General features: G+C 54.9%; 23 protein-coding genes. 13 read left to right on the top strand and 10 right to left on the bottom strand.

Annotated features, from left to right (window positions below):
• Nucleotides 1-316: 316 nt before the first annotated feature.
• Nucleotides 317-1,186 carry a LysR substrate-binding domain-containing protein gene (locus ACRDCA_RS16660; protein ID WP_438690536.1) on the bottom strand — a complete coding sequence of 290 codons (870 nt, stop codon included), beginning with the start codon at nt 1,184-1,186 and terminating at the stop codon, nt 317-319.
• Nucleotides 1,187-1,291: 105 nt separating this feature from the next.
• Here ACRDCA_RS16660 and ACRDCA_RS16655 point away from each other — a divergent pair, with 105 nt between their 5' ends.
• Nucleotides 1,292-2,704, top strand: coding sequence for a pyridoxal phosphate-dependent decarboxylase family protein (locus tag ACRDCA_RS16655; protein WP_438690535.1), 1,413 nt, complete (start codon nt 1,292-1,294; stop codon nt 2,702-2,704).
• Here ACRDCA_RS16655 and ACRDCA_RS16650 read toward each other — a convergent pair.
• Nucleotides 2,658-3,395, bottom strand: a complete 738-nt coding sequence (locus ACRDCA_RS16650; protein ID WP_438690534.1) for a GNAT family N-acetyltransferase — start codon at nt 3,393-3,395, stop codon at nt 2,658-2,660. The two genes, ACRDCA_RS16655 and ACRDCA_RS16650, sit on opposite strands and share 47 nt — an antisense overlap.
• 692 nt (nt 3,396-4,087) lie before the next feature.
• On the opposite strand from ACRDCA_RS16650, the gene rcsA reads away from it, so the two are divergent.
• Nucleotides 4,088-4,717: a transcriptional regulator RcsA gene (gene rcsA / locus ACRDCA_RS16645; RefSeq protein ID WP_438690533.1), complete on the top strand. Its 630-nt coding sequence runs from the start codon at nt 4,088-4,090 to the stop codon at nt 4,715-4,717.
• Between the two features lie 199 nt (nt 4,718-4,916).
• On the opposite strand, the gene dsrB is transcribed toward rcsA, so the two are convergent.
• The 3 genes from dsrB to ACRDCA_RS16630 all read right to left on the bottom strand — a co-directional run bounded on the left by dsrB (nt 4,917) and on the right by ACRDCA_RS16630 (nt 6,845).
• The gene (gene dsrB / locus ACRDCA_RS16640) at nt 4,917-5,117 is read right to left on the bottom strand and encodes a protein DsrB (RefSeq protein WP_438690532.1); all 201 of its coding nucleotides are present in this window, start codon (nt 5,115-5,117) and stop codon (nt 4,917-4,919) included.
• A gap of 365 nt (nt 5,118-5,482) precedes the next feature.
• A complete protein-coding gene (gene cspE, locus ACRDCA_RS16635; RefSeq protein ID WP_004946278.1) occupies nt 5,483-5,695 on the bottom strand; it encodes a transcription antiterminator/RNA stability regulator CspE in 213 nt (70 codons plus the stop codon).
• A gap of 286 nt (nt 5,696-5,981) precedes the next feature.
• Entirely contained in the window at nt 5,982-6,845 is an 864-nt protein-coding gene (locus ACRDCA_RS16630; RefSeq protein ID WP_438690531.1) for an ion transporter, read from the bottom strand.
• Nucleotides 6,846-7,087: 242 nt separating this feature from the next.
• On the opposite strand from ACRDCA_RS16630, the gene ACRDCA_RS16625 reads away from it, so the two are divergent.
• On the top strand, nt 7,088-7,297 hold the full coding sequence (locus tag ACRDCA_RS16625; RefSeq protein ID WP_438690530.1) for a hypothetical protein: 210 nt from the start codon (nt 7,088-7,090) through the stop codon (nt 7,295-7,297).
• A gap of 114 nt (nt 7,298-7,411) precedes the next feature.
• Nucleotides 7,412-8,419 (top strand): NAD(P)H-quinone oxidoreductase, encoded by a 1,008-nt coding sequence (locus ACRDCA_RS16620; protein WP_438690529.1) that lies wholly within the window; start codon nt 7,412-7,414, stop codon nt 8,417-8,419.
• A 32-nt stretch (nt 8,420-8,451) separates the two neighbouring features.
• Here the strand turns inward: ACRDCA_RS16620 and ACRDCA_RS16615 are convergent, their stop codons facing one another.
• Together ACRDCA_RS16615 and ACRDCA_RS16610 are read right to left on the bottom strand one after the other, a co-directional pair.
• A complete protein-coding gene (locus tag ACRDCA_RS16615; RefSeq protein ID WP_438690528.1) occupies nt 8,452-8,841 on the bottom strand; it encodes a YidB family protein in 390 nt (129 codons plus the stop codon).
• A gap of 85 nt (nt 8,842-8,926) precedes the next feature.
• On the bottom strand, nt 8,927-9,175 hold the full coding sequence (locus tag ACRDCA_RS16610; protein WP_368464365.1) for a GlsB/YeaQ/YmgE family stress response membrane protein: 249 nt from the start codon (nt 9,173-9,175) through the stop codon (nt 8,927-8,929).
• Nucleotides 9,176-9,541: 366 nt separating this feature from the next.
• Between ACRDCA_RS16610 and ACRDCA_RS16605 the strand changes: the two genes are divergently transcribed.
• Nucleotides 9,542-9,958, top strand: a complete 417-nt coding sequence (locus tag ACRDCA_RS16605; RefSeq protein ID WP_438690527.1) for a VOC family protein — start codon at nt 9,542-9,544, stop codon at nt 9,956-9,958.
• A gap of 45 nt (nt 9,959-10,003) precedes the next feature.
• Here the strand turns inward: ACRDCA_RS16605 and ACRDCA_RS16600 are convergent, their stop codons facing one another.
• Nucleotides 10,004-10,201 carry a hypothetical protein gene (locus ACRDCA_RS16600; RefSeq protein WP_438690526.1) on the bottom strand — a complete coding sequence of 66 codons (198 nt, stop codon included), beginning with the start codon at nt 10,199-10,201 and terminating at the stop codon, nt 10,004-10,006.
• A 126-nt stretch (nt 10,202-10,327) separates the two neighbouring features.
• Here ACRDCA_RS16600 and ACRDCA_RS16595 point away from each other — a divergent pair, with 126 nt between their 5' ends.
• Nucleotides 10,328-11,884 (top strand): sensor domain-containing diguanylate cyclase, encoded by a 1,557-nt coding sequence (locus ACRDCA_RS16595; RefSeq protein ID WP_438690525.1) that lies wholly within the window; start codon nt 10,328-10,330, stop codon nt 11,882-11,884.
• Between the two features lie 2 nt (nt 11,885-11,886).
• Here ACRDCA_RS16595 and ACRDCA_RS16590 read toward each other — a convergent pair whose 3' ends face one another.
• Together ACRDCA_RS16590 and paaZ are read right to left on the bottom strand one after the other, a co-directional pair.
• Nucleotides 11,887-12,996, bottom strand: coding sequence for an AAA family ATPase (locus ACRDCA_RS16590; RefSeq protein WP_438690524.1), 1,110 nt, complete (start codon nt 12,994-12,996; stop codon nt 11,887-11,889).
• 60 nt (nt 12,997-13,056) lie between these two features.
• The gene (gene paaZ / locus ACRDCA_RS16585) at nt 13,057-15,129 is read right to left on the bottom strand and encodes a phenylacetic acid degradation bifunctional protein PaaZ (protein ID WP_438690523.1); all 2,073 of its coding nucleotides are present in this window, start codon (nt 15,127-15,129) and stop codon (nt 13,057-13,059) included.
• A gap of 306 nt (nt 15,130-15,435) precedes the next feature.
• Between paaZ and paaA the strand changes: the two genes are divergently transcribed.
• The 7 genes from paaA to paaG are packed head-to-tail and all read left to right on the top strand — an operon-like array spanning nt 15,436 to nt 20,604.
• Nucleotides 15,436-16,374 (top strand): 1,2-phenylacetyl-CoA epoxidase subunit PaaA, encoded by a 939-nt coding sequence (gene paaA / locus ACRDCA_RS16580; RefSeq protein ID WP_438690522.1) that lies wholly within the window; start codon nt 15,436-15,438, stop codon nt 16,372-16,374.
• A 14-nt stretch (nt 16,375-16,388) separates the two neighbouring features.
• Nucleotides 16,389-16,676: a 1,2-phenylacetyl-CoA epoxidase subunit PaaB gene (paaB, locus tag ACRDCA_RS16575; RefSeq protein ID WP_438690521.1), complete on the top strand. Its 288-nt coding sequence runs from the start codon at nt 16,389-16,391 to the stop codon at nt 16,674-16,676.
• A 9-nt stretch (nt 16,677-16,685) separates the two neighbouring features.
• Complete coding sequence (paaC, locus tag ACRDCA_RS16570; RefSeq protein WP_438690520.1) at nt 16,686-17,447, top strand: 1,2-phenylacetyl-CoA epoxidase subunit PaaC; 762 nt, start codon at nt 16,686-16,688, stop codon at nt 17,445-17,447.
• Nucleotides 17,448-17,455: 8 nt separating this feature from the next.
• Nucleotides 17,456-17,953, top strand: coding sequence for a 1,2-phenylacetyl-CoA epoxidase subunit PaaD (gene paaD / locus ACRDCA_RS16565; RefSeq protein WP_438690994.1), 498 nt, complete (start codon nt 17,456-17,458; stop codon nt 17,951-17,953).
• A gap of 14 nt (nt 17,954-17,967) precedes the next feature.
• The gene (paaE, locus tag ACRDCA_RS16560) at nt 17,968-19,026 is read left to right on the top strand and encodes a 1,2-phenylacetyl-CoA epoxidase subunit PaaE (RefSeq protein WP_438690519.1); all 1,059 of its coding nucleotides are present in this window, start codon (nt 17,968-17,970) and stop codon (nt 19,024-19,026) included.
• A 9-nt stretch (nt 19,027-19,035) separates the two neighbouring features.
• Nucleotides 19,036-19,809 (top strand): 2,3-dehydroadipyl-CoA hydratase PaaF, encoded by a 774-nt coding sequence (gene paaF, locus ACRDCA_RS16555; protein ID WP_438690518.1) that lies wholly within the window; start codon nt 19,036-19,038, stop codon nt 19,807-19,809.
• A gap of 3 nt (nt 19,810-19,812) precedes the next feature.
• Nucleotides 19,813-20,604 carry a 2-(1,2-epoxy-1,2-dihydrophenyl)acetyl-CoA isomerase PaaG gene (gene paaG, locus ACRDCA_RS16550; RefSeq protein ID WP_438690517.1) on the top strand — a complete coding sequence of 264 codons (792 nt, stop codon included), beginning with the start codon at nt 19,813-19,815 and terminating at the stop codon, nt 20,602-20,604.

The following is a 20,604-nucleotide window of genomic DNA, read 5'->3' as shown; positions in this document are numbered from 1 at the left end:
AATATCCGAATCAATACACCCAATGCGCGAACGCCTCGGGAACAACAATCATATTCGGGTTTGCACAGCTCGGAATAACTAGAGAGGGGTGCTGCCCGCCGTGTTCGGCAAGCAACAAATCACAGGAGATTGGTCAACTTGCCTTTATTATTTCGCTACTACTGCAACTGTCCAATGGGTTTTCTCCTCGGTAATTTTGGCTGGAGTATAGTTACCTGCAGTAATGAAGTAAAGGTTAAAATAGTAAACGAAAGATAAACCGAGCATGTCCCTTATTTAAATATTGTTTTAAATCGCAACAATATAAGGCAGCGGTTTAGCTGAGCTGTTGCTGTAACCAATTCAATAACGCGTTCACTTCAGGCGTTAATCCGCCAGCTTGCGGCCAGACCAGATAGACATCGCTATCGCCCAAATGCTGCGCCGCCGCCAGTGGCTCCAGCCGTCCGGCGGTAATCGCATCCTGCGCCAGCACGGTTTTGACCAGCGCAATACCAAACCCCTGCTCGGCGGCGCGCAGCAGTAACCCGGCATCGTTGAACAATGCCAATTGTTGCCCGCCGCTATTTTGTCCCGCGGCAGCAAACCAGCTGCGCCAGGGAGTGACGTCATGTTCAAGCAGCGGCACCTGCGGATCTCCAGCATCAAATGCTTTCTGCCATTGCCTGACCAGCGCCGGGGTTGCTACCGGCTGTACCTCACCCGTTGCGATGCGCTGTGCCTGAACGCCTGACCATTGGCCATCACCAATGCGGATCGCGGCATCGAATCCCTTTCGGCCCAGGTCTTGTATCGCCAGCGAGGCATCAATGTCCAAACGGAGTCCAGGACAGGCACGGTGAAACTCTGCCAACCTGGGCAACAGCCAGCAATGGGCAAAGGAAGGCAGCACGCTGATGCGCAACCTCTGGCTTACCGCTACCCTTCTGGCTCGGTCAACGCCCTGTTGCAAAGCGAGTAAGGCAGGCTCGGTGGCTGCCAGCAGTTCACGCCCGGCGGCATTTAGCCGAACCCCGCGCCCAGAGCGATCAAAGAGTGGGTAACCAATAGCCTGCTCGAGCTGCTGAATTTGTTGGCTGACGGCACCGTGAGTCAGGCTGAGGCGCTGTGCCGTGGCACGCAAATTCTCCAACCGGGCGGCAATCACAAAGGTTGGCAAGATTTGCAGAGGGATCCGTTCAGTCATTACTGGTTAACCTTGCTATCCAAAAGGGTCATTTTTTATCGATATTAGCACCAATCAGGATCACCTATAGTGCAAACATACAGGCCATCAACCAAAGGAACGCCCATGCATCCACGTTTGCAGCAGGATCTTGACGATTTACCCCGCATACTTGACTACACCAACCAACTGGCACAAGGTTTTCTTGCCAGTTTAACCCAACGGCCGGTCTGCCCTCCCCTGGACGCACAGCAGTTGCAACCCGGTGACGATCGGCTGGCCGAAGAAGGTTGCGGTGCGTTAGCGGCGTTAGCGGATTTTTGGCAACGCTACCAGCAAGGGCTTTCCGGCAGTGCCGGGCCACGTTACTTTGGTTTTGTCACCGGCGGTAGCACTCCGGCCGCGCTGGCTGCCGACTGGTTGGTTAGCACTGCCGACCAGAATAGCCAATTGAGCCATGATACCGTGGCGGCGGCTATTGAATTGGCAACGATTGATCAATTGAAAACGCTGCTGCAACTGCCCGCCGACTTCAGCGGTAGCTTTGTCAGCGGAGCCACCATGGCCAACTTCACCGGGATCGCCATCGGCCGCCAGTGGCTGGGGCAACAGCGTGGGATCGACGTAGCACAGCTTGGCATGACCGCACTGGGGCCGATTCAGGTGCTTTCCGCCAACGCTCATGCCAGCAGCGTAAAAGCGCTCAGCATGTTGGGTATTGGGCGTGATGCGTTAAAAATCATCTCCAGCCGGGCAGATTCTGAAGTTATCGATATCGAGGCGCTGGAGCGCCAGCTTGCCGCCACGCCAGAGGTTCCCACCATGGTGCTCGCCAGCGCGGGCACGGTAAACACGGGCGTTTTCGACGATCTTCCTCGCCTGCTGGCACTCCGTGCACGTTATCCATTCTGGTTGCACGTTGATGCCGCTTTCGGAGGTATCGCGGCCTGCTCTCCTCGTCTGGCGCATCTGCTGGCAGGCTGGCATCAGGCGGATTCAATCACCGTTGATGCCCATAAATGGCTGAATGTGCCGTATGACAGCGCCATCCAATTTACTCGTCATCTGGCATTACAGATGCAGGTATTTCAGAACCATTCGGCCTATCTGGAGGCCCCCGCGCTGCGTCCGGACAACTATTTGCACCTCACGCCTGAGAACTCGCGGCGCTTTCGTGCACTTCCCCTGTGGATGGCATTGAAAGCCTACGGCAGCAGCGGTATGCGGGAAGTCGTCGAACGTAATGTGACGCTGGCGCGCCTATTGGGCGATGGGCTAGCAGCCAGTGAAGGCTTTCGCCTGCTGGCTCCGGTGGATCTCAACATCGTGTGTTTTGCGCTACAGGGCATTACCGGCGATGCCACCGCCGTACGCAATCGCTTTATTGAGCGCCTGGACCGACACGGCATGGTGCGCTGCACACCAACCAGCTACGCAGGCCAACCGGGTATTCGGGCCGCCCTGGTGAACTGGATGACCGAAGAACAGGATATTACTCTGGCGCTGGCATCGATGCAGGCTTGTCGGGCCGAGTCTTGAACGTTGCGAGGCGTTGCTTCTGCTGGCCGTCGGTTGTGATATTCAGCGGCGACAGCCAGGCGGTAAACGCCTCACGCAATAACGGCCATTCACCGTCGATGATGGAGAGCCAGTCGGTGTCACGGTTGCGTCCCTTTCTGGTCATCGCCTGACGAAAGGTGCCCTCAAAAGTGAAACCCAGGCGTAGGGCTGCCTCACGGGAGGGGGCATTCAGACTATCGCATTTCCACTCGCAGCGGCGGAACCCCAGGTCGTCAAAAGCATGTCTGAGCATCAGAAAGATGGCTTCACTGCCCATCGCCCGCCGCTGCATCAACGGTGACCAGTTGATCATCCCCAGTTCAACCACTCCGTTGAGCTGGTCGATACTCAAGAAAGCGCAGGTACCGACCGCTTTCCCGGTAGTCGCATCAATCACCGCCATGGTGTTTCTGCTCTGGGTGGCCAGTTGTCGTTGCAAGTATTGTTGGAAATCAGCCAGCTCGGTGGGGCGTTCGCAGGAAAGATAGGTCCAGTCACGCCCATCTTCTGCCAGTTGGTAAGCGTGAAACAGTTCACCGGCACGGCGTGCGATATCCATCGGCTGCAAACAGCAGAAGCGCCCCTGGAGGCTCTGTTTTCCCGGTTCACCCGCAGGTTGCCAACCTTCAAGCACCGCACCAATGGGTTGCCCAAACTGATTGTGATCCACCCGGCCTCCTGATCGTAATGTCGTTATTGAGGGTATTTGGCAGCACTTCGTTCTGTCCGTTCCCCAAGATACGACAGGAATACCGATAAGTCGCCCGATAAGTTCACCGACAATGAATAGTTAACAACAAAATAATTTAGATAAGTTATCTCATTTAACGCAACTTCGTTAGCGGAGCTACTTATTGTTGCTTGGTTTGGGTAATAAACACGCTCCTCAAGTACGCCAAAACAACCAAGAATCGTTACCATTTGTTTCAATACATTGATACAATCAATTGAATAAGCGTACTTAATGGAAGTTGGTGATGAAAGGGCAGCCACAAAATCAGTCAAAAAACCGCCAATTCTGGCACTACAGCCAGTTATTAGACAAACTTAAGAATCATCCCATTAACAAAAAATAGTATCACGCTGAAAATACCGGACCTTAGTCACAAATTTAACGCTGATAACCTGGAGTCCGCTGATATTTCTAGCGGCAAGCGAGCCAGCGAGTAGAATAAGTCGACATAAGCCAAATTAATGGTTCGGGTAAACGACAAAATATAATTTGAAAATACGTTGAGTCATACCGGTTTTATTGATAGAAAGTTGCCTTCATAAGATGTGGTTTTTTTGTAACTTTTAGCCTATCTCTTCAGGCTTATCTTTTTATAATCGCGTGGAAACGGACTTGAGTGGGGGAGCGACATGCCAATAATCATTATGGATTCATGCAGTTACACCAGATTAGGGTTAACTGATTACCTGGCATCGCACGGGGTGAAAAAACGTCAGATCAACGCTGTCAGTCATATCGATGGTCTGCATGAAAAATGCACCAGACTTAAGCCAAATATGGTATTCCTGAATGAAGACTGCTTCATACATGAAGCGGACGCGACAGAACGAATAAAACGCGTAATTTCTCTGCATCCCGATACTTTATTCTTTATTTTCATGGCGATCACCAACGTACATTTCGATGATTATTTATACGTGCGCAAAAACGTTATCATTTCATCAAAATCGATTAAACCGCAAACCATGAGCCAGTTGCTGAGCTACTACCTCGAAAGAAAGCCGATCCGCCCGGAAAAAAGCTCGCTGGATCAAACACCTGTCACTCTGAGCCAAACCGAATCAAACATGCTGCGCATGTGGATGTCCGGCCAAGGCACTATCCAGATCTCGGACCAGATGCAGATCAAGGTGAAAACCGTCTCTTCCCACAAGGGAAATATCAAAAGAAAGATCAAAACCCACAACAAGCAGATCATCTACCATGTTGTGCGTCTGACCGACACGCTCACCAGCGGCATTTTCGTCAACAGCCGTTGATAGCCACCGTGGCCGAACCCATGGCCAAGCAAAACAACAGCGCTACGAAGTGACTTGGCGTACGACAAAAAATACCCATGTCCAGCATCGTTGCGGCTGCAACGGGTGTTTTTGCTGATTGCCAGCAGCGCATGACTCGGCGGTCAGTTCAGCCCACCAGCCAGACCGGTAGCGAGCTGCTTTGATGACCGGGAAAAGTCTACTCCTGTGCAGCGCTGCGCAACTCCACAAAAGTGCCATCACGGCTATCGATCTCATTGAAGAACCACACGCCTGCCGGGTAATCCTCTAATGACACCAGATACATGGTGCCTTCACTAAACGCTTCAACTTCCAGCACTACTCCTTCCCGACGTGGGCCGCCGTCGGTCTTTACCGTCACCAGATCGTTAACCTTCATGCTCTACCTCGTTGTTTATCACGGATGTCAGTCTATTACAGTTGATGAAGAGAACCCATTGCTACGTAATACGTCTCAGTTAACAAAAAACGCATAATGCCTTGTTACAGCCCCGTAGGCCTCATCGGTGCTACAGATTAACACTAATGCTGACTACGCCACTGCACACCTCCCTTTCTTCGGGGAGATGGCTGGGTGAGGGAAAAATAACCGCCCTATTATGTGGCCATGATCAGTAAAGCTTAGCAGAACACAGCACTACCCTGGCTTGCCACGGCGAACGCTTTTAGCCCCCCCACCCTGCCCAAATCGCAGACACAAAAAAACCCGCCTTGGCGGGTTTTTGTTAATCAGCGAGAGGCCGATTAGATAGCGGTAACGTTAGCCGCTGACGGACCTTTAGCACCGTTCTCGATAGAGAACTGTACGTTCTGGCCTTCAGCCAGGGTCTTGAAGCCTTGATCCTGAATTGCAGAGAAGTGTACGAACACGTCTTTGCTGCCGTCTGCAGGAGTGATGAAACCAAAACCTTTAGACTCGTTGAACCACTTCACTTGACCTTTGATCATGTTAGACATGTTGAATTCCTTCAATAAAAATGTAAGCCACCATGGGCATGAAATAGCCGGTCATCAGTTACTTATGGAGGCACTAGAAAGGAAATTCGTCAGTGAAGAGCTATCAAGGATAACGCTTTAAATTTGAACTACTTTACTCAAAATGTCGTGCATAAATAGGTCTGTACCACAGGCCGAGAATCATTAACTCATGTCGGGCGTTTAATAGCAACTCTTTTTAGCTCGTGAAGCTGGAAAGGGGGAGCGAACGCACAGAATTTGCTCCCCTCTGGCGAAATTATCGACGTTATCTTGTGGATTTCACTGATAATGGTGGTAACGCCGCCCCGCAAAATTTACAAAACTTCGCCTCGGTTTCATGCCCGCCACGTTCGCATTGCACACAATGGCGCTGTTCCCGATTGCGTTGCATCTCCTGCGACATGTAGGCGGTGAGGATGCCGGTAGGCACCGCAATAATTGAATACCCGACCAGGATCAGTACCGCAGCCAGCATCCGCCCTAATGGCGTATGGGGCACAATATCACCATAGCCAACGGTGGTTAGCGTGACGACAGCCCAGTACATCGAAGCGCCAAGGCTGGTAAATCCGCCGCTGCCCCCTTCCACCGCGTACATCAACCCGCCAAACACGCACAGCATTACGCCGACAAAGCTAAAGAACATAGCCAGCTTATGGCGCGCCAGCTTGATGCTGCGCCAGACAATGCCCATTTCACTCATGTAACGCAGCAGCTTCAACGCCCGCAATACACGCAGGATCCGCAACACGCGCAGCAGAACGATATACTCCACCGCTATGTGGGGGAATATCCAGATGATGTACATCGGCAACATTGTCAGCAGATCGACGATACCGAAAAAGCTGATGGCGTAGCGCTCCTTGCTGGGCGTACACCAAAGCCGCAACAGATATTCCACCGTAAAAATGCTGGTGAACAAGAGCTCAGCCAAAAACAGCTGATGAAGCACCTGAGAATCGGGGGTATACAGCGAACTGCCACCGGGTTCGAGAAACAGCAACAGCACGCTGAGCAGCGCCGTGCTCAACCAGAATAGCTGCATCCTGCGCCCGATCCGGGTTTGGTTACCAAACAACAGCTGATAGCTCCGCTGACGCAGAGTTGGTTTACGCACTTGATTGGTCATAATCCCGGTCTGGTAAAAAGATTTACGCCCATACTAGATCCGAACCTGCATGCCGCCAACTCTAACCCATGACAAAAAAACGCCCCACCCCCATCACTGCGAATTTGCTACGAGCGCCCCTTGTTTACCCTGCGCCAAGCCACAGAATGGCCCAACGTCATATTTCCATCACAAAAATGTCATAATCCAGCCATATGATAATTAGCGATTATCCGCACCGGGTTAACACCAAGGATTTCGTTATGAACACCGTAAAAGCCATTAATCACCAGCAGGCAGAGACGCTGATCCGCTCAGGAACGGCGAAAAAGATTGAGTTGGCCTATGACATTGACAGCGATGACTTCTTCCAACTCGCCAGCCTATGGTGCGACCAAGGCGCAAAGATTTCCAAAGGCAAAAAGCACTTTATCGTCTCACTGAAAGGTTTTCGCATTCCGCCCAACGACTGATGTTAAATCTCCCTTCCGATCTCGATTTGCAAAACCGCTCTATCAAGCACATGCCCGCTGAAATATTTCGCTAAGATGGTGTTCCGCATAGGCAGAAAGATTGAAGGAGTAGGCATGCCAGCCAATACACCACTACCTGATAGCATGAAAGTTATCGAAATCAGCCAACCGGGTGAACCTGAAGTGCTGATACCGGCACAGCGCCCACTGCCAGTATTGGCTCAGGGTGAAATACTGGTGAAAGTTGCAGCCGCAGGCGTCAACCGCCCAGATGTTATGCAACGCCGTGGGCAATATGCCCCGCCTCCTGGCGCTTCGGATATCCCGGGATTGGAAATTGCCGGCACGGTGGTAGCCGTTGGCGTTGGAGTGCAACGTTACGCGCCCGGTGACGCCGTGTGCGCTCTGATCGCCGGTGGAGGTTATGCCGAGTACTGCAAAGTCCATGAAAGCAACGCGCTACCGGTGCCTGAAGGTTTTAGCATGCTGGAAGCCGCCGCCATACCCGAGACTTTCTTCACCGTTTGGGTCAACGTGTTTCAGCGCGGCCATCTCAAGGCCGGGGAAACCGTGCTGATCCACGGGGGTACTTCCGGGATTGGCACCGTCGCCACTCTGTTGGCAAAAGCCTTTTGTGCTTATGTCATCACTACCGTCGGCTCGGAAGAGAAGCGGCAAGCCAGCCTGGCACTGGGTGCCGACGTCGCCATCAACTACCGTACAGAAGATTTTGTTGAACTGACCAAAACTGCCACCAACGGCAAAGGCGCCGATGTGATTGTCGATTTGATCGCGGGGGAGTATGTAGAGAAGAACTACCGCGCCGCCGCCATGGACGGGCGTATCGTACAGATCGGTACGCAAAATGGCGTAGTGAAAGAACTGAACCTGATGCCGCTGCTGCTTAAGCGCCTGACCCATACCGGCTCAACCCTGCGGGCGCGCAGTGTGGAAGACAAAGCTCAGATCGCCGCCGACCTGGAACAGAAAGTATGGCCGTTGCTGGCACGAGGGGCATTAAAACCGCAGATTTTCCAGACATTCCCGCTAGAACTTGCCGCACAGGCTCATGCGTTGATGGAGTCCAGCGCCCATATCGGTAAAATTATGCTGACGCTGTAACAGCCCCCCTCCGGCCAGCCGGAGGGGAACTATCAACCGAACAGTTTACCTTTCAGTAAATCCATACCGGCGCTCATCAGGTCGCCGCCCTGTGGCTCTTGGCCATTCGGTGACAGTTTGTCGGTGATCATCGGCAAGTACTGGGCAATCAGGGCGGAAGCCTGCGCCGGATCGATCCCCAACTTGCCAGCCAGTTGTGCAATCGCATCGCTGCTTAACGCCTGCTCAACGTGTTCACCGCTGATTGGCTGATTTTCACCCGTGCCGATCCAGGAGGCGACCACATCCGCCAAATTTCCCTGGCGGAGTTTGTCCAGAATGGCTGGCAGGCCCCCCTGCTGTTCAACCCACTGCAAAATAGCGCTGTAATCCATCCCTTTACCGCCGCTCAATGCGCCGACCAACCCATCTAATAATCCCATTGCTATCCCCTTCTCAGAACGCCGTACGTTCATCACATTTAAATGAAAAAGGGCCGCCGCAGCGACCCCGTTGTCCGGTTGTTGATTAGCTTCTGATCTTTCTGTAGATAAAAAGCACCACCAGGGCACCGATAACGGCAACCACAAAGCTACCCAGATTAAAGCCATCGACCCGGCCCATTCCGAAGAAGGTACTGATATAGCCACCGACAACCGCACCCACCACACCCAGGATCACAGTCATGATAAAACCGCCGCCGTCTTTACCCGGCATGATCCACTTAGCCAAAATACCGGCGATTAAGCCAAAAACGATCCAGGAAATGATACCCATTTTTACTCTCCCTTAGTGACTCGTTGCCTGCACTTGCTGGCAATGCTGTTATCAAGACGTTGTTCGTCAGAGACCACCCCCTGACAGAATTAATGCCTCTGTACCTATACTATAGTCAAAAATCAGCGAGTTACCCATCTCTTGTAGTCTGAAAAACCCTGCGCAAAAAATGTGCAATTTTCATCGGATTGTCATGTTGCCGCACCATAATCAGCTATAATGAATGATGCTCAACAAAACTGTGACCGAGGATGGCACCATGAGCAATCCCCCTTTCATGTTGTTTCTGGTATTGGTCTATGCCTTGGCAGCCTTATGGGACGGCTCTGCGGCGTTATTGTTTATGTGAAAGCAAGAGGAGGGGCTATGCTGATCCAACCCTATCTGTTTTTTTCCGGTAACTGTGAACAAGCGGTGAATTTTTATGCGCAACAGTTAAACGGCAATATAGAAATCATGATGCGTTACCGGGATATGCCGCCAGAGGAACAGCAAAATGGCGCGCCTGATACCGATCCCGATTCGATAATGCATGCCAGACTGGCGATCGGAGAAAACGTCATTATGGCATCGGATGGTTGCCCGGCCGATCCAACCGGACCAACACATCGCGGTTATTCACTCTCTATCCGCAGTGAAAACGTCGAGCAAGGCGGTGAGGTGTTTAATCGGCTAGCCGAAGGGGGAACCGTCACCATGCCCTTCCAGCCAACCTTCTGGGCCAAGGGCTTTGGTATGCTGACCGATAAGTTCGGAGTCAACTGGATGGTCAACGTTGAATAACCGTACGGTACAGTGCCTTGCTCTGATAGCGGGCACTGCTCAACGCTAATAATGCCAACGGTAAGCCACCAGGGCGAACAAGACAAACAGCACCAGCAACGGCAGCAGAGCCAGCCGCCAGAACGGCGATCTGCGCCGCAGGAGCGCGATAATCATCAACCCTGCCAGCCCTCCGAGCGTAAACGGGTAATATACCGCCAGCGTCAGTAAAACCTGCATCATTGCGTCAGATAGTGCTGCCATGCGCCTCCCCGGTGTCAATTTATGCTGATTATATCCTGGAGATATAACTGGACATGCAAGTCGCAGATATAAGGGTTAAGATTGTTCGCAATACCTGTACCCAACTGATTCCATAACAGGAATGCTATGCTAGCACCCCAGCTCCCACCAAAAAAAAATCAATTACCCGGGAAAAAAAAGAACTCGCCGTTACTCTTTCAGGCTGGCGTGTTTGTGATTATCGTCGTGCTCACCCTGGTGATATTCAATGCCTGGCAAATCTGGAACTCTCATCAACGCAACCTGCAACTTGCCGAAAACGACTCGCAGAATCTGGCCCGATCGCTGGCGCAACATGCCGAGGATACCTTTGCCCAGGTGGACAATAACCTGGTCGATCTCAGCGAGCGTATTGAAAACGATGGTCTGGGCGAAACTCAGCGTTTGCGCCTGCAAAAAGTCATGCAGACTCAGGCCAGCAACTTTCCGCAACTGCATGGCAGCTTTGTCTATGATACCCAGGGTAACTGGCTCCTGACCTCCAACGGTAAACCACTCAGCCATGCCAATAATGCTGACCGGGCGTACTTTAAATACCACGTCACCCATAACAATAATGCGGTGTATATAGGCGAAGTGATCCGTAGCCGCTCAACTGGCGATTTGATTATTCCGGTGTCGCGCCGGCTTAACCATGCGGACGGCAGTTTTGCCGGCGTGGTGATTGCGACGCTGTACGTCAATTATTTCCGCCAGTTTTATAACACCTTTGCCCTGAATAACGACGCCTCACTCAGCCTGGTGCTGGCCGACGGCACCATTTTGTACCGCCGTCCATACAATGAGAATGCCATCGGCAAAAATATCTCCCACAGCATCCTGTTCCGTGAAATTCTGCCGCACTCCACGTTTGGCAACGTCACTCTGGTGTCACAGTTTGATAATGTGGAACGAGTCTATGGTTATTCACGGCTAGAACGTTATCCGCTGGTGATCACCGCCGGGCTGTCGAAACGAGACGTTCTCGCAGACTGGCGCAGTGATGCGTCACTGTTTGCCGTCGGCGGCGGCGTCCTGCTGTCGATCCTGTTGGCCCTTGGATTGGTGTTGATCCGCCAGATTAACCATAGCGTCCAGACCGAAGTCGAACTGATGCGCACCCGCGATCAGTTGACGCAAATGAACCACACGCTGGAAGAGTTGGCATTGCTGGATGGCTTGACCGGCCTGGCCAACCGCCGCCAATTTGATATCGCGCTGAAAAACGAAATGACCAGGGCTGCACGCAACGATCGCTCAGTGGCCTTGCTGATGCTCGATATCGATTATTTCAAGCAGTTTAACGATATCTATGGCCACGTGGCTGGAGATCAGTGTTTACAACAACTGGGCCGCTTGCTGCAAGGCATGGCAAGCCGCCCTGGCGATCTGATGGCGCGTTACGGCGGCGAGGAACTGGCGATTATTCTGCCGGATACCGATCTTCAAGGCGCCATTGCCTTTGCCGAGCGGGTGCTGGAGGGCATTCGCCAGCTGAAAATCGCCCACACGGGTAGCCCGCTGGGAATGATCACTGCCAGTATCGGTGCCACCGCTAAAGTGCCGCATCCGCATAATGACACGCCGCTGAGCTTGGTCAGCATGGCGGATAGCGCCCTGTATACGGCGAAAAAAGGCGGTAAGAACCAGGTTTGCAGCATCTAGACTCAGTCTTGCTGTTCCACCACGGTTTCGCCTTGCTGCTGAGAGAGTTGGTAATGCGTTACGGTGCAATGCTCGGCAATCAAACCCGCCAGTAGTGGTGAGTGACTGGTGACCCACAGTTGGCTGTAGCGGCTGGCCTGGGCAATCAGTTGTGCCAACGCGGGCAACAAATCCGGATGCAGACTGTTTTCCGGCTCGTTCAACGCCATAAAGGCAGGCGGCCTTGGGCTGAGCATCGCCACCGTCAGGCATAGAAAACGCAACGTGCCGTCGGAAAGCTCGGCGGCTTCGAGTGGCCGCAGGATCCCCTCACGATGCATCAATAATTGGAAGCGGCCCTGCTGGGCCTGTACCTTAAACATGGAATCAGGGAAAGCCTGTTCCAACGTTTGATACAGCAAAGCGCTGTTTCCTACCTCATGGATGGTTCTGAATGCAGAGGCAAGATTGCTGCCATCGTGCGCCAGCACCGGGGAGCGAATGCCAATCTGCGGCACACGCAGCGACGAACCCGGCCAAACCGCAAACTCATGATAAAAGCGCCACTGGCGCAGAGTTTCCCTGGCCTGCGATAGCTCAGGATAAAGATGCGGATCGGATAACTGACCAAATACCGACTCTTCCGCATGCAACACGGCGGGATAGGCCGCCCGTTCTCCCTGGACGTTGGTGAGAAACGCGGTTTGATTAGCGCGTTCCAGCAGACGCATCGAATTGCGCCGCCCATGCCCACTCAACCACAGAGATTCCTGCTTCACCAGGGGATCTAGCGTAAACAGGCTAGGATCATCACCATTATCAGGCGGGGGAAAGCCAAGCTGAATTTCATAGTCAAAATCGTCCAGCGTAGCCGACAGGATCATCCGTTTTGGATCGCCACGTCTATCCCCCAAGCGCGCTCCCCCCGCCCACATCGCATTTTGAATGCCCCCCTCTTCTGCCAAGGCCAGTGACAGCCGACCGCTAGCCGCCTCATGGATCAGGCGTACGGCTTTATACAGATTGGATTTGCCACAGCCGTTTGGGCCGCTGATCACATTCACGCGGCCAAGGGTGAACTGCATATTGCGGATGGAGCGAAAGCCATTCAGGCTAAGCTGTTGAATAGTCATGGGTAGATAATTTCAGCTAATAATAGGGCATCTTAGCACGATGCCCCCGACGATCCAGCCTTAGTGCGCCGTGTTGAAATCCCCTTCCTGACGCGCCACCAGCGTCAGAATGCTGTACAGCGCCACCGCTTGCTGGTGCTGGTTAAGCACCTGCACATCCCAGACCACCACGCCATGCGGGCGATCTTCAACGGTTTTCTGCGGCTTGCGGATTTTCTTTTTGCAGGTCAGCCGCACCTGAATGGTGTCGCCAATCTTCACCGGTTCGATAAAGCGCAGGTTTTCCATGCCATAGTTGGCAATCACCGGCCCGACGCCCGGATCGACAAACAAACCCGCAGCGGCAGACACGACAAAGTAACCGTGCGCCACGCGTTCACCAAACAGGGATTCCGCCGCGCCGATCTTGTCCATATGCGCGTAGAAGTGATCGCCACTCAAACAGGCAAAGTTGACGATATCAGCCTCAGTGATGGTGCGTCGCGCAGTCAGCAAGCTTTCACCGATCTGCAACTGCTCGAAGTATTTACGGAACGGATGTACCTGCTCTTCCACCACATTGGCACCGCGAACCCATTCGCGGCCAATGGCCGCCAGCATCGACGGACTGCCCTGGATCGCCGTGCGCCGCATGTAATGTTTTACCGCGCGCAGCCCACCAAGCTCTTCCCCACCGCCGGCTCGCCCTGGCCCGCCATGCACCAGCAAAGGCAACGGTGAACCGTGACCTGTCGATTCGGTCGCGGCGTGACGATCGAGCACCAGCATACGACCATGGGCGCAGGCCGTGGCGCGAATAAATTGCGCAGCCAGCCCCTCATCAGCCGTCACCAGCGATCCGGCCAGGCTGCCTTGCCCCAGCAACGCCAGCTCAATCGCCTGCTCGATAGTTTGATACGGCATCAGCGTCGCCACCGGGCCAAATGCCTCTGTGCCATGAACGGCCTGATGGCGGAACGGATCGGCACAGTACAATAAGGTGATCGGGTAAAACGCGCCTGATTGCGCGCTATCACCCACGATCGTCAACTTATCCAGCGTCGCACCGCAAAGTGGCTCACAGCCATTGCGCAGCAGGAATTCCACCTTTTGCTGCACGTCATCGCGCTGTTCCTGATTGACCAACGCTCCCATCCGCACCTGCTCGAGTTGCGGATCGCCAATCGTCACACCGGCCAAGCGCTGCAACAACGCCTGTTGTACCTCAGAAATGCGAGCTGCCGGGACGATAATGCGCCGGATGGCGGTACATTTTTGCCCCGCCTTACTGGTCATTTCGCGGCTGACCTCTTTAATAAACAGCGCAAACTCTGGCATTTCGGGCGTCACGTCCTCCCCCAACACGCAGCAGTTCAGCGAATCGGCCTCCATGGTAAAGGCGATGGATTTTTCCAACAGCCGCGGATGAGCACGCAGCTTTTGCCCGGTTTGCGCCGAGCCAGTAAAGGTGACCGCATCCTGATAATCGAGGTGCTCGAACATATCGCCCACGCCACCACAGATCAGCTGTAACGCTCCTTCCGGCACCAGCCCGCTGTCAATAATCAGTTTCACCATCGCCTGGGTCAGCTGTGCCGACGCGGTGGCGGGTTTGATGATGGCTGGCATACCGGCCAACCAGGTAGGAGCCAACTTCTCCAACATACCCCAGCAAGGGAAGTTGAAGGCGTTGATGTGCAGCGCAACGCCAGGGCGCGAGGTCAGCACATGGCGTGCGGCAAACTGCGACTGTTTGGAAAGAGGGATCAGCTCATCTTCCGGCCACAGCGTATCGTCCGGCAGCTCTCGCCCGGCCAACCCTGCATAGGAGAACAGCGTGGCGATGCCGCCTTCGATATCCACCCAGCCGTCGTTACGCGTAGCCCCAGTTTGATAGGAGATCTGATACAGCGCTTCCTTATGGGCCAACAGGTGCTTCGCTACCGCTTTGATCATCTGTGCGCGCTGTTGAAAGGTCATCGCTGCCAGCGCCTTACCGCCCAGCTCGCGGGCATAGCTCAGGCTGGCCGCCAACGGCAACCCGTCGGAGCAGACCTGATACAAAGGCTCACCGGTAACGGCATGCTGGATCTCGCGGGATTGCCCCTGGCCGTACGCCCAAGCGCCAGAAAGGTAACTGGTTAACTGCTGCATTTGCTCCTCCGGAATTCATAAATAGACAATTACAAGCTTAATGATGTATCACATATTTTCCATTCGGCGCCAGATTAAAATTTAACAAAAACAAAACAAAAGTATAAAACCAAAACAAAGCCAAGAAAACACAGAGATTTAATTACATTAAAATCAATAAATTAACAAATTGCATTGTGATGCGAATAGCAAAACCACACTATTTGCATTTGATCTTATTGTTATCAACTTGTAGCCTTACGGTTAGTTAAAGTGATTCACATTTTTAGTTTCAATGTGAAAAACACGAATCACCAAGAGGCAAGCATGACAACTGACGCACAATTTCAGCAGCACTTTGACGACAAGATTGCCGCCGATATCTCCATCGAAGCCAAAGACTGGATGCCGGATGCCTATCGTCGCAACCTGATCCGGCAGATCGGCCAGCACGCTCATTCCGAAGTGGTCGGCATGTTGCCGGAAGCCAACTGGCTGACCCGCGCCCCTTCCCTGCGGCGCAAGGCGGTATTACTGGCCAAAGTTCAGGACGAAGCCGGGCACGGCCTTTATCTGTACAGCGCGGCGGAAACCCTCGGCTGCACCCGCCAGGATATCTACCAAAAGATGCTCGCCGGCCAGATGAAATATTCCTCAATCTTCAACTATCCCACGCTGAACTGGGCCGACATTGGCGTGATCGGCTGGCTGGTCGACGGTGCCGCCATCGTCAACCAGGTAGCGCTGTGTCGCGCGTCTTACGGCCCGTACGCCAGAGCGATGGTGAAAATCTGTAAGGAAGAGAGCTTCCACCAGCGCCAAGGGTACGAAGCCGTGATGGTTATGGCCCAGGGCAGCGCAGCGCAGAAAGCCATGTTGCAGGACGCCATCAACCGCTTCTGGTGGCCTGCACTGATGATGTTTGGCCCCAGCGATACCGATTCGCCCCACAGCGCGCAGAGCATGGCCTGGAAGATCAAACGCCACAGCAATGACGAGCTGCGGCAGAAGTTTATCGACAACACCGTACCGCAATTGCAAGCCCTGGGCATGAGCGCCCCCGATGCCGATTTGGTGTGGGATGAGGCCAGCGGGCACTACCGCTTTGGCGAGATCGACTGGGCAGAGCTGAACGAGGTGATCCACGGACGCGGGCAGTGTAACCACGAGCGTCTGCAAGCCAAGCGGAAAGCCTGGGACGAAGGCAGTTGGGTACGGGATGGTGCCATGGCCCATGCCAGCAAACGCGCGGCAAACGCTGCTTAATCGAGGAGAGAAAAATGACTCATGTCGAATGGCCGTTGTATGAAGTGTTTATTCGCAGCAAGCAGGGTTTGGCCCACCGCCACGTGGGCAGCCTGCATGCCGCAGACGATCGGATGGCGTTGGAAAACGCCCGCGATGCCTATACCCGTCGTAATGAAGGTTGTTCAATCTGGGTGGTGCAGTCCAGCCATCTGATCGCCTCCCAGGAGGAGGATCGGGCGGCATTCTTCGATCCTTCCGACGACAAAATCTACCGTCATCCGACGTTCTACACCATTCCCGACGGCATCAAGAACATGTAGAGGCAGGCCATGACGACGATTAACGATGCAACCCTCAGCTATGCCCTGCGTTTGGGCGATACGCCGCTCATCCTGGCACAACGCCTGTGCGGCTGGTGCGGCCACGCTCCCGAGTTGGAGATCGACCTGGCGCTGGCCAACATTGGCCTCGACCTGCTGGGGCAAGCGCGCAACTTTCTGAGCTACGCCGCCGAGCTTTCCGGCCCACAGCACAGCGAAGACAGCCTGGCCTTTGGCCGTGACGAACGTGAATTCCATAACCTGCTGTTGGCAGAACAGCCCAACGGCGGCTTTAACGACACGCTGGTACGCCAGTTCCTGCTGGACACCTACCATGTCCTGTTGCACCGCGAGCTGAGCCACAGCAAGGACACCCAACTGGCCGCCATCGCCGCCAAATCGCTGAAGGAAGCAGACTATCACCTGCGCTTCAGCCACGGCTGGATGATCCGTCTGGGCGACGGTAGCGAAATCAGCCACCAGAAGATCCAACAGTCATTGAACGATCTGTGGCGCTTTACCGCCGAGCTGTTCCACGCCGACGAGATCGAGCTGCAATTGGCCGAACTGGGCATCGCCGTCGATCCGCGCCAATTGCAGGCTCCGTGGCAAGCCATGGTCAGCGACACGCTGCACCAGGCCACGCTCGCACTGCCCACCGAGCAGGCATTCCGCCACGGCGGCAAGCAAGGGCGTCACACTGAGCACCTCGGCCCGATGCTGGCAGAGATGCAGTTTCTGCCACGCGCTTACCCGAACTGTAACTGGTAGAGGCCATGATGAATATCACCCGACTGCAACCGGCAGAGATCCCCCAGATCTGGCACTGCTTACAGCAGATCAGCGATCCCGAACTGCCGGTCCTGTCCATTACCGATCTGGGCATGGTGCGGGACGTGGAGCGCGAAGGTGCAGGCTGGCATATCACCTTCACTCCAACCTATTCAGGTTGCCCGGCAACGGAGTACCTGCTCAACGCCATTGAACAGACGCTGAATGACGCGGGTTTCAGTCCGGTGAAAATCACCATCAGCCTTAGCCCGGCCTGGACCACCGATTGGATGAATGCGGATGCTCGCCAGCGCCTGCGTGAATACGGCGTGGCACCGCCGCAGGGGCACACCTGTGAGAAACCGTTGGCACATGGCCCAGTGCAGTGTCCCCGTTGCGGCAGTTCCAGCACGGAAAAGATCAGCGAGTTCGGCTCCACCGCCTGCAAAGCGCTTTACCGCTGTTGCGACTGTCGGGAACCGTTCGACTATTTCAAATGTATTTAGGAGCACTGAAAACCATGACGGTCTTTCATCGCCTGAATGTCGCAGCCATCGAGCGCGAAACCCCGGATGCAGTCGCCATCACGCTGCGCGTCCCGGACGAACTGAAATCCCATTACGGCTATACCCCCGGCCAGCACCTGACGCTCAAGGCGCGGGTCAACGGCGAAGAACTACGCCGCTGCTACTCCATCTGTAGCGCACCGCAGGAAGGCGTCTTGCGGATCGGTATCAAGGCGATCCATCAAGGGCGCTTCTCTACCTTTATCAACCAGAGCTTGCAGGTGGGCGACGAGCTGGAAGTGATGCTGCCGCAGGGCCGCTTTGGTTATCAGCCACAGGCACAGACCCAGGGCAACTATCTGGCGATCGCCGCCGGCTCTGGCATCACGCCCATGCTGTCGATCATCAAGGCGACGTTGCAATTGGAACCCAACAGCCAATTCTCGCTGATTTACGGCAACCGTACCAGCCGCTCGGTGATGTTTAAGGAAGCCCTCTCGGATCTGAAAAACCGTTATCCCCAGCGCTTCCAGCCGCTGTATCTGTTCAGCCAGGAGAACCTCGACAGCCCGCTGCTCAGCGGCCGCATCGATCGTGATCGCCTGACCGCCATAGGCAACACGCTGGTGAACTTCAACGAATTCGACCACGCCTTTATCTGCGGCCCAGAGACGATGATGGACGACGCGCACACCGTGCTGGAACTCGCCGGGATGCCTGCGGAACATATTCACAGCGAGCGTTTCAACACCAGTGGGATGACTGCCCGTCCGGTTAACGCAGGCAGTCGCAACGCTACCCAGGTAGAGATCCGCCTCGACGGTCGCAGCCTGAAGATCGAAGTCGGCAGTGAGGATGACAGCATTCTGGATGCCGCATTGCGCCAGGGAGCCGATCTGCCTTACGCCTGCAAAGGCGGCGTCTGCGCCACCTGCAAATGCAAGCTGAAGGCCGGTGAGGTAGACATGGCGATCAACTACAGCCTGGAGCCGGACCAACTGGCGGCAGGCTATGTCTTGAGCTGCCAGTCCTGGCCACGCGGTGCAGGCGTGGTACTGGACTTTGACGTTTAGGAGCTGACGATGGAAACCCCTTGGATCCTGCATGAGCAGCAACAACGCGTGGTCACGCTGACGCTGTACCGCCCCGATGCCCGCAATGCGCTGAGTACCGCCTGCCTGGAGCAGTTGGTCTATCAACTGGAACAGGCCGATGCCGATACCGGCGTAGGTGCGGTGGTGATCGCCGGTGCCGCACGGTTCTTCGCTGCCGGTGCCGACCTGCGCGAATTACAGCAACAGGATGTCACCGCCACCCAGCTCGATCACCGCCCTTTGCTCTGGCAACGCCTGGCCCAGTTCAGCAAGCCGTTACTGGCGGCGGTGAACGGCTACGCCCTCGGTGCCGGCTGTGAGTTGGCACTGGCCTGCGACATCACGCTGTGCGGCGAAAGCGCCCGTTTTGGCCTACCCGAAATCACGCTTGGCCTGATGCCCGGAGCCGGTGGCACCCAGCGCCTGATCCGCAGCGTGGGTAAATCCCGCGCCTATCAAATGGTACTGACCGGCGAAGCCATCGACGCCCGCTGCGCACTGCAAATCGGGCTGGTGAGCGAAGTCTGTGTCGACGCATTAACGTTGGAACGCACTCAGCAGTTGGCCCAGCGCATCAGCCAACAGGCACCGCTAGCCCTGCGCGCCGCCAAGCAGGCGCTCAAGCAGGCACAGGAAACCGGCCTCAGCCAGGGCTTGCAAATGGAGCGCCAGCAGTTTGTCACCCTGGCCGCCACCGACGATCGCCGCGAAGGCATTGCCGCCTTCTTCGAAAAACGTACACCGAACTATCAAGGGCGCTGATTTATGGAAAACGCATTAATTCTCAGCCACATCGAAGCCGGGGTACTAACCATTACCCTCAATCGCCCCGATCGGCTCAACAGTTTTAACGATGAAATGCACCACCAGCTCAGCGAAGCGCTGACCATTGCCGAACGCGACGAGAGCGTGCGCTGCGTGCTGATCACCGGTGCCGGGCGTGGCTTCTGCGCCGGACAGGATCTGAACGATCGCAACGTCAGCGTGGATCAGGCCCCTCCGGATCTTGGGCTGTCGGTGGAACGTTTTTACAATCCGCTGATCCGCCGTCTGAGCGCCCTGCCTAAACCGATCGTCTGCGCGGTCAACGGTGTTGCCGCCGGAGCGGGTGCCGCATTGGCCTTGGCCTGCGATATCGTAGTGGCCGCCGACAACGCCAGCTTTATCCAATCCTTCTGCAAACTGGGCCTGGTGCCAGACTCTGGCGGCAGTTGGTACCTGCCACGCCTGGCCGGACATGCGCGAGCTATGGGCATGGCGCTGCTAGGCGACAAAATCAGTGCTCAGCAGGCGCTGGAGTGGGGAATGATCTGGCAAGTCGTACCCGCCACCGAGCTGGCCGATCATACCCAAAGCATGGCCAGACAGCTTGCCACCCAACCGACCTACGGTCTGGGTCTCATCAAAAAGGCCATGTACAGCTCGGCCAGCAATACGCTCGACCAGCAGCTCGATTTAGAGCGTGACTTACAGCGTTTGGGTGGCCGCAGTGACGACTATCGCGAGGGCGTCAGCGCCTTCTTCGCCAAACGTCCACCGAATTTCAGCGGGAAATAG

This window comes from Serratia sp. (in: enterobacteria), from assembly GCF_051654945.1.
GTDB lineage: Bacteria > Pseudomonadota > Gammaproteobacteria > Enterobacterales > Enterobacteriaceae > Chania.
This window is presented reverse-complemented; position numbering and strand designations above follow the sequence as displayed.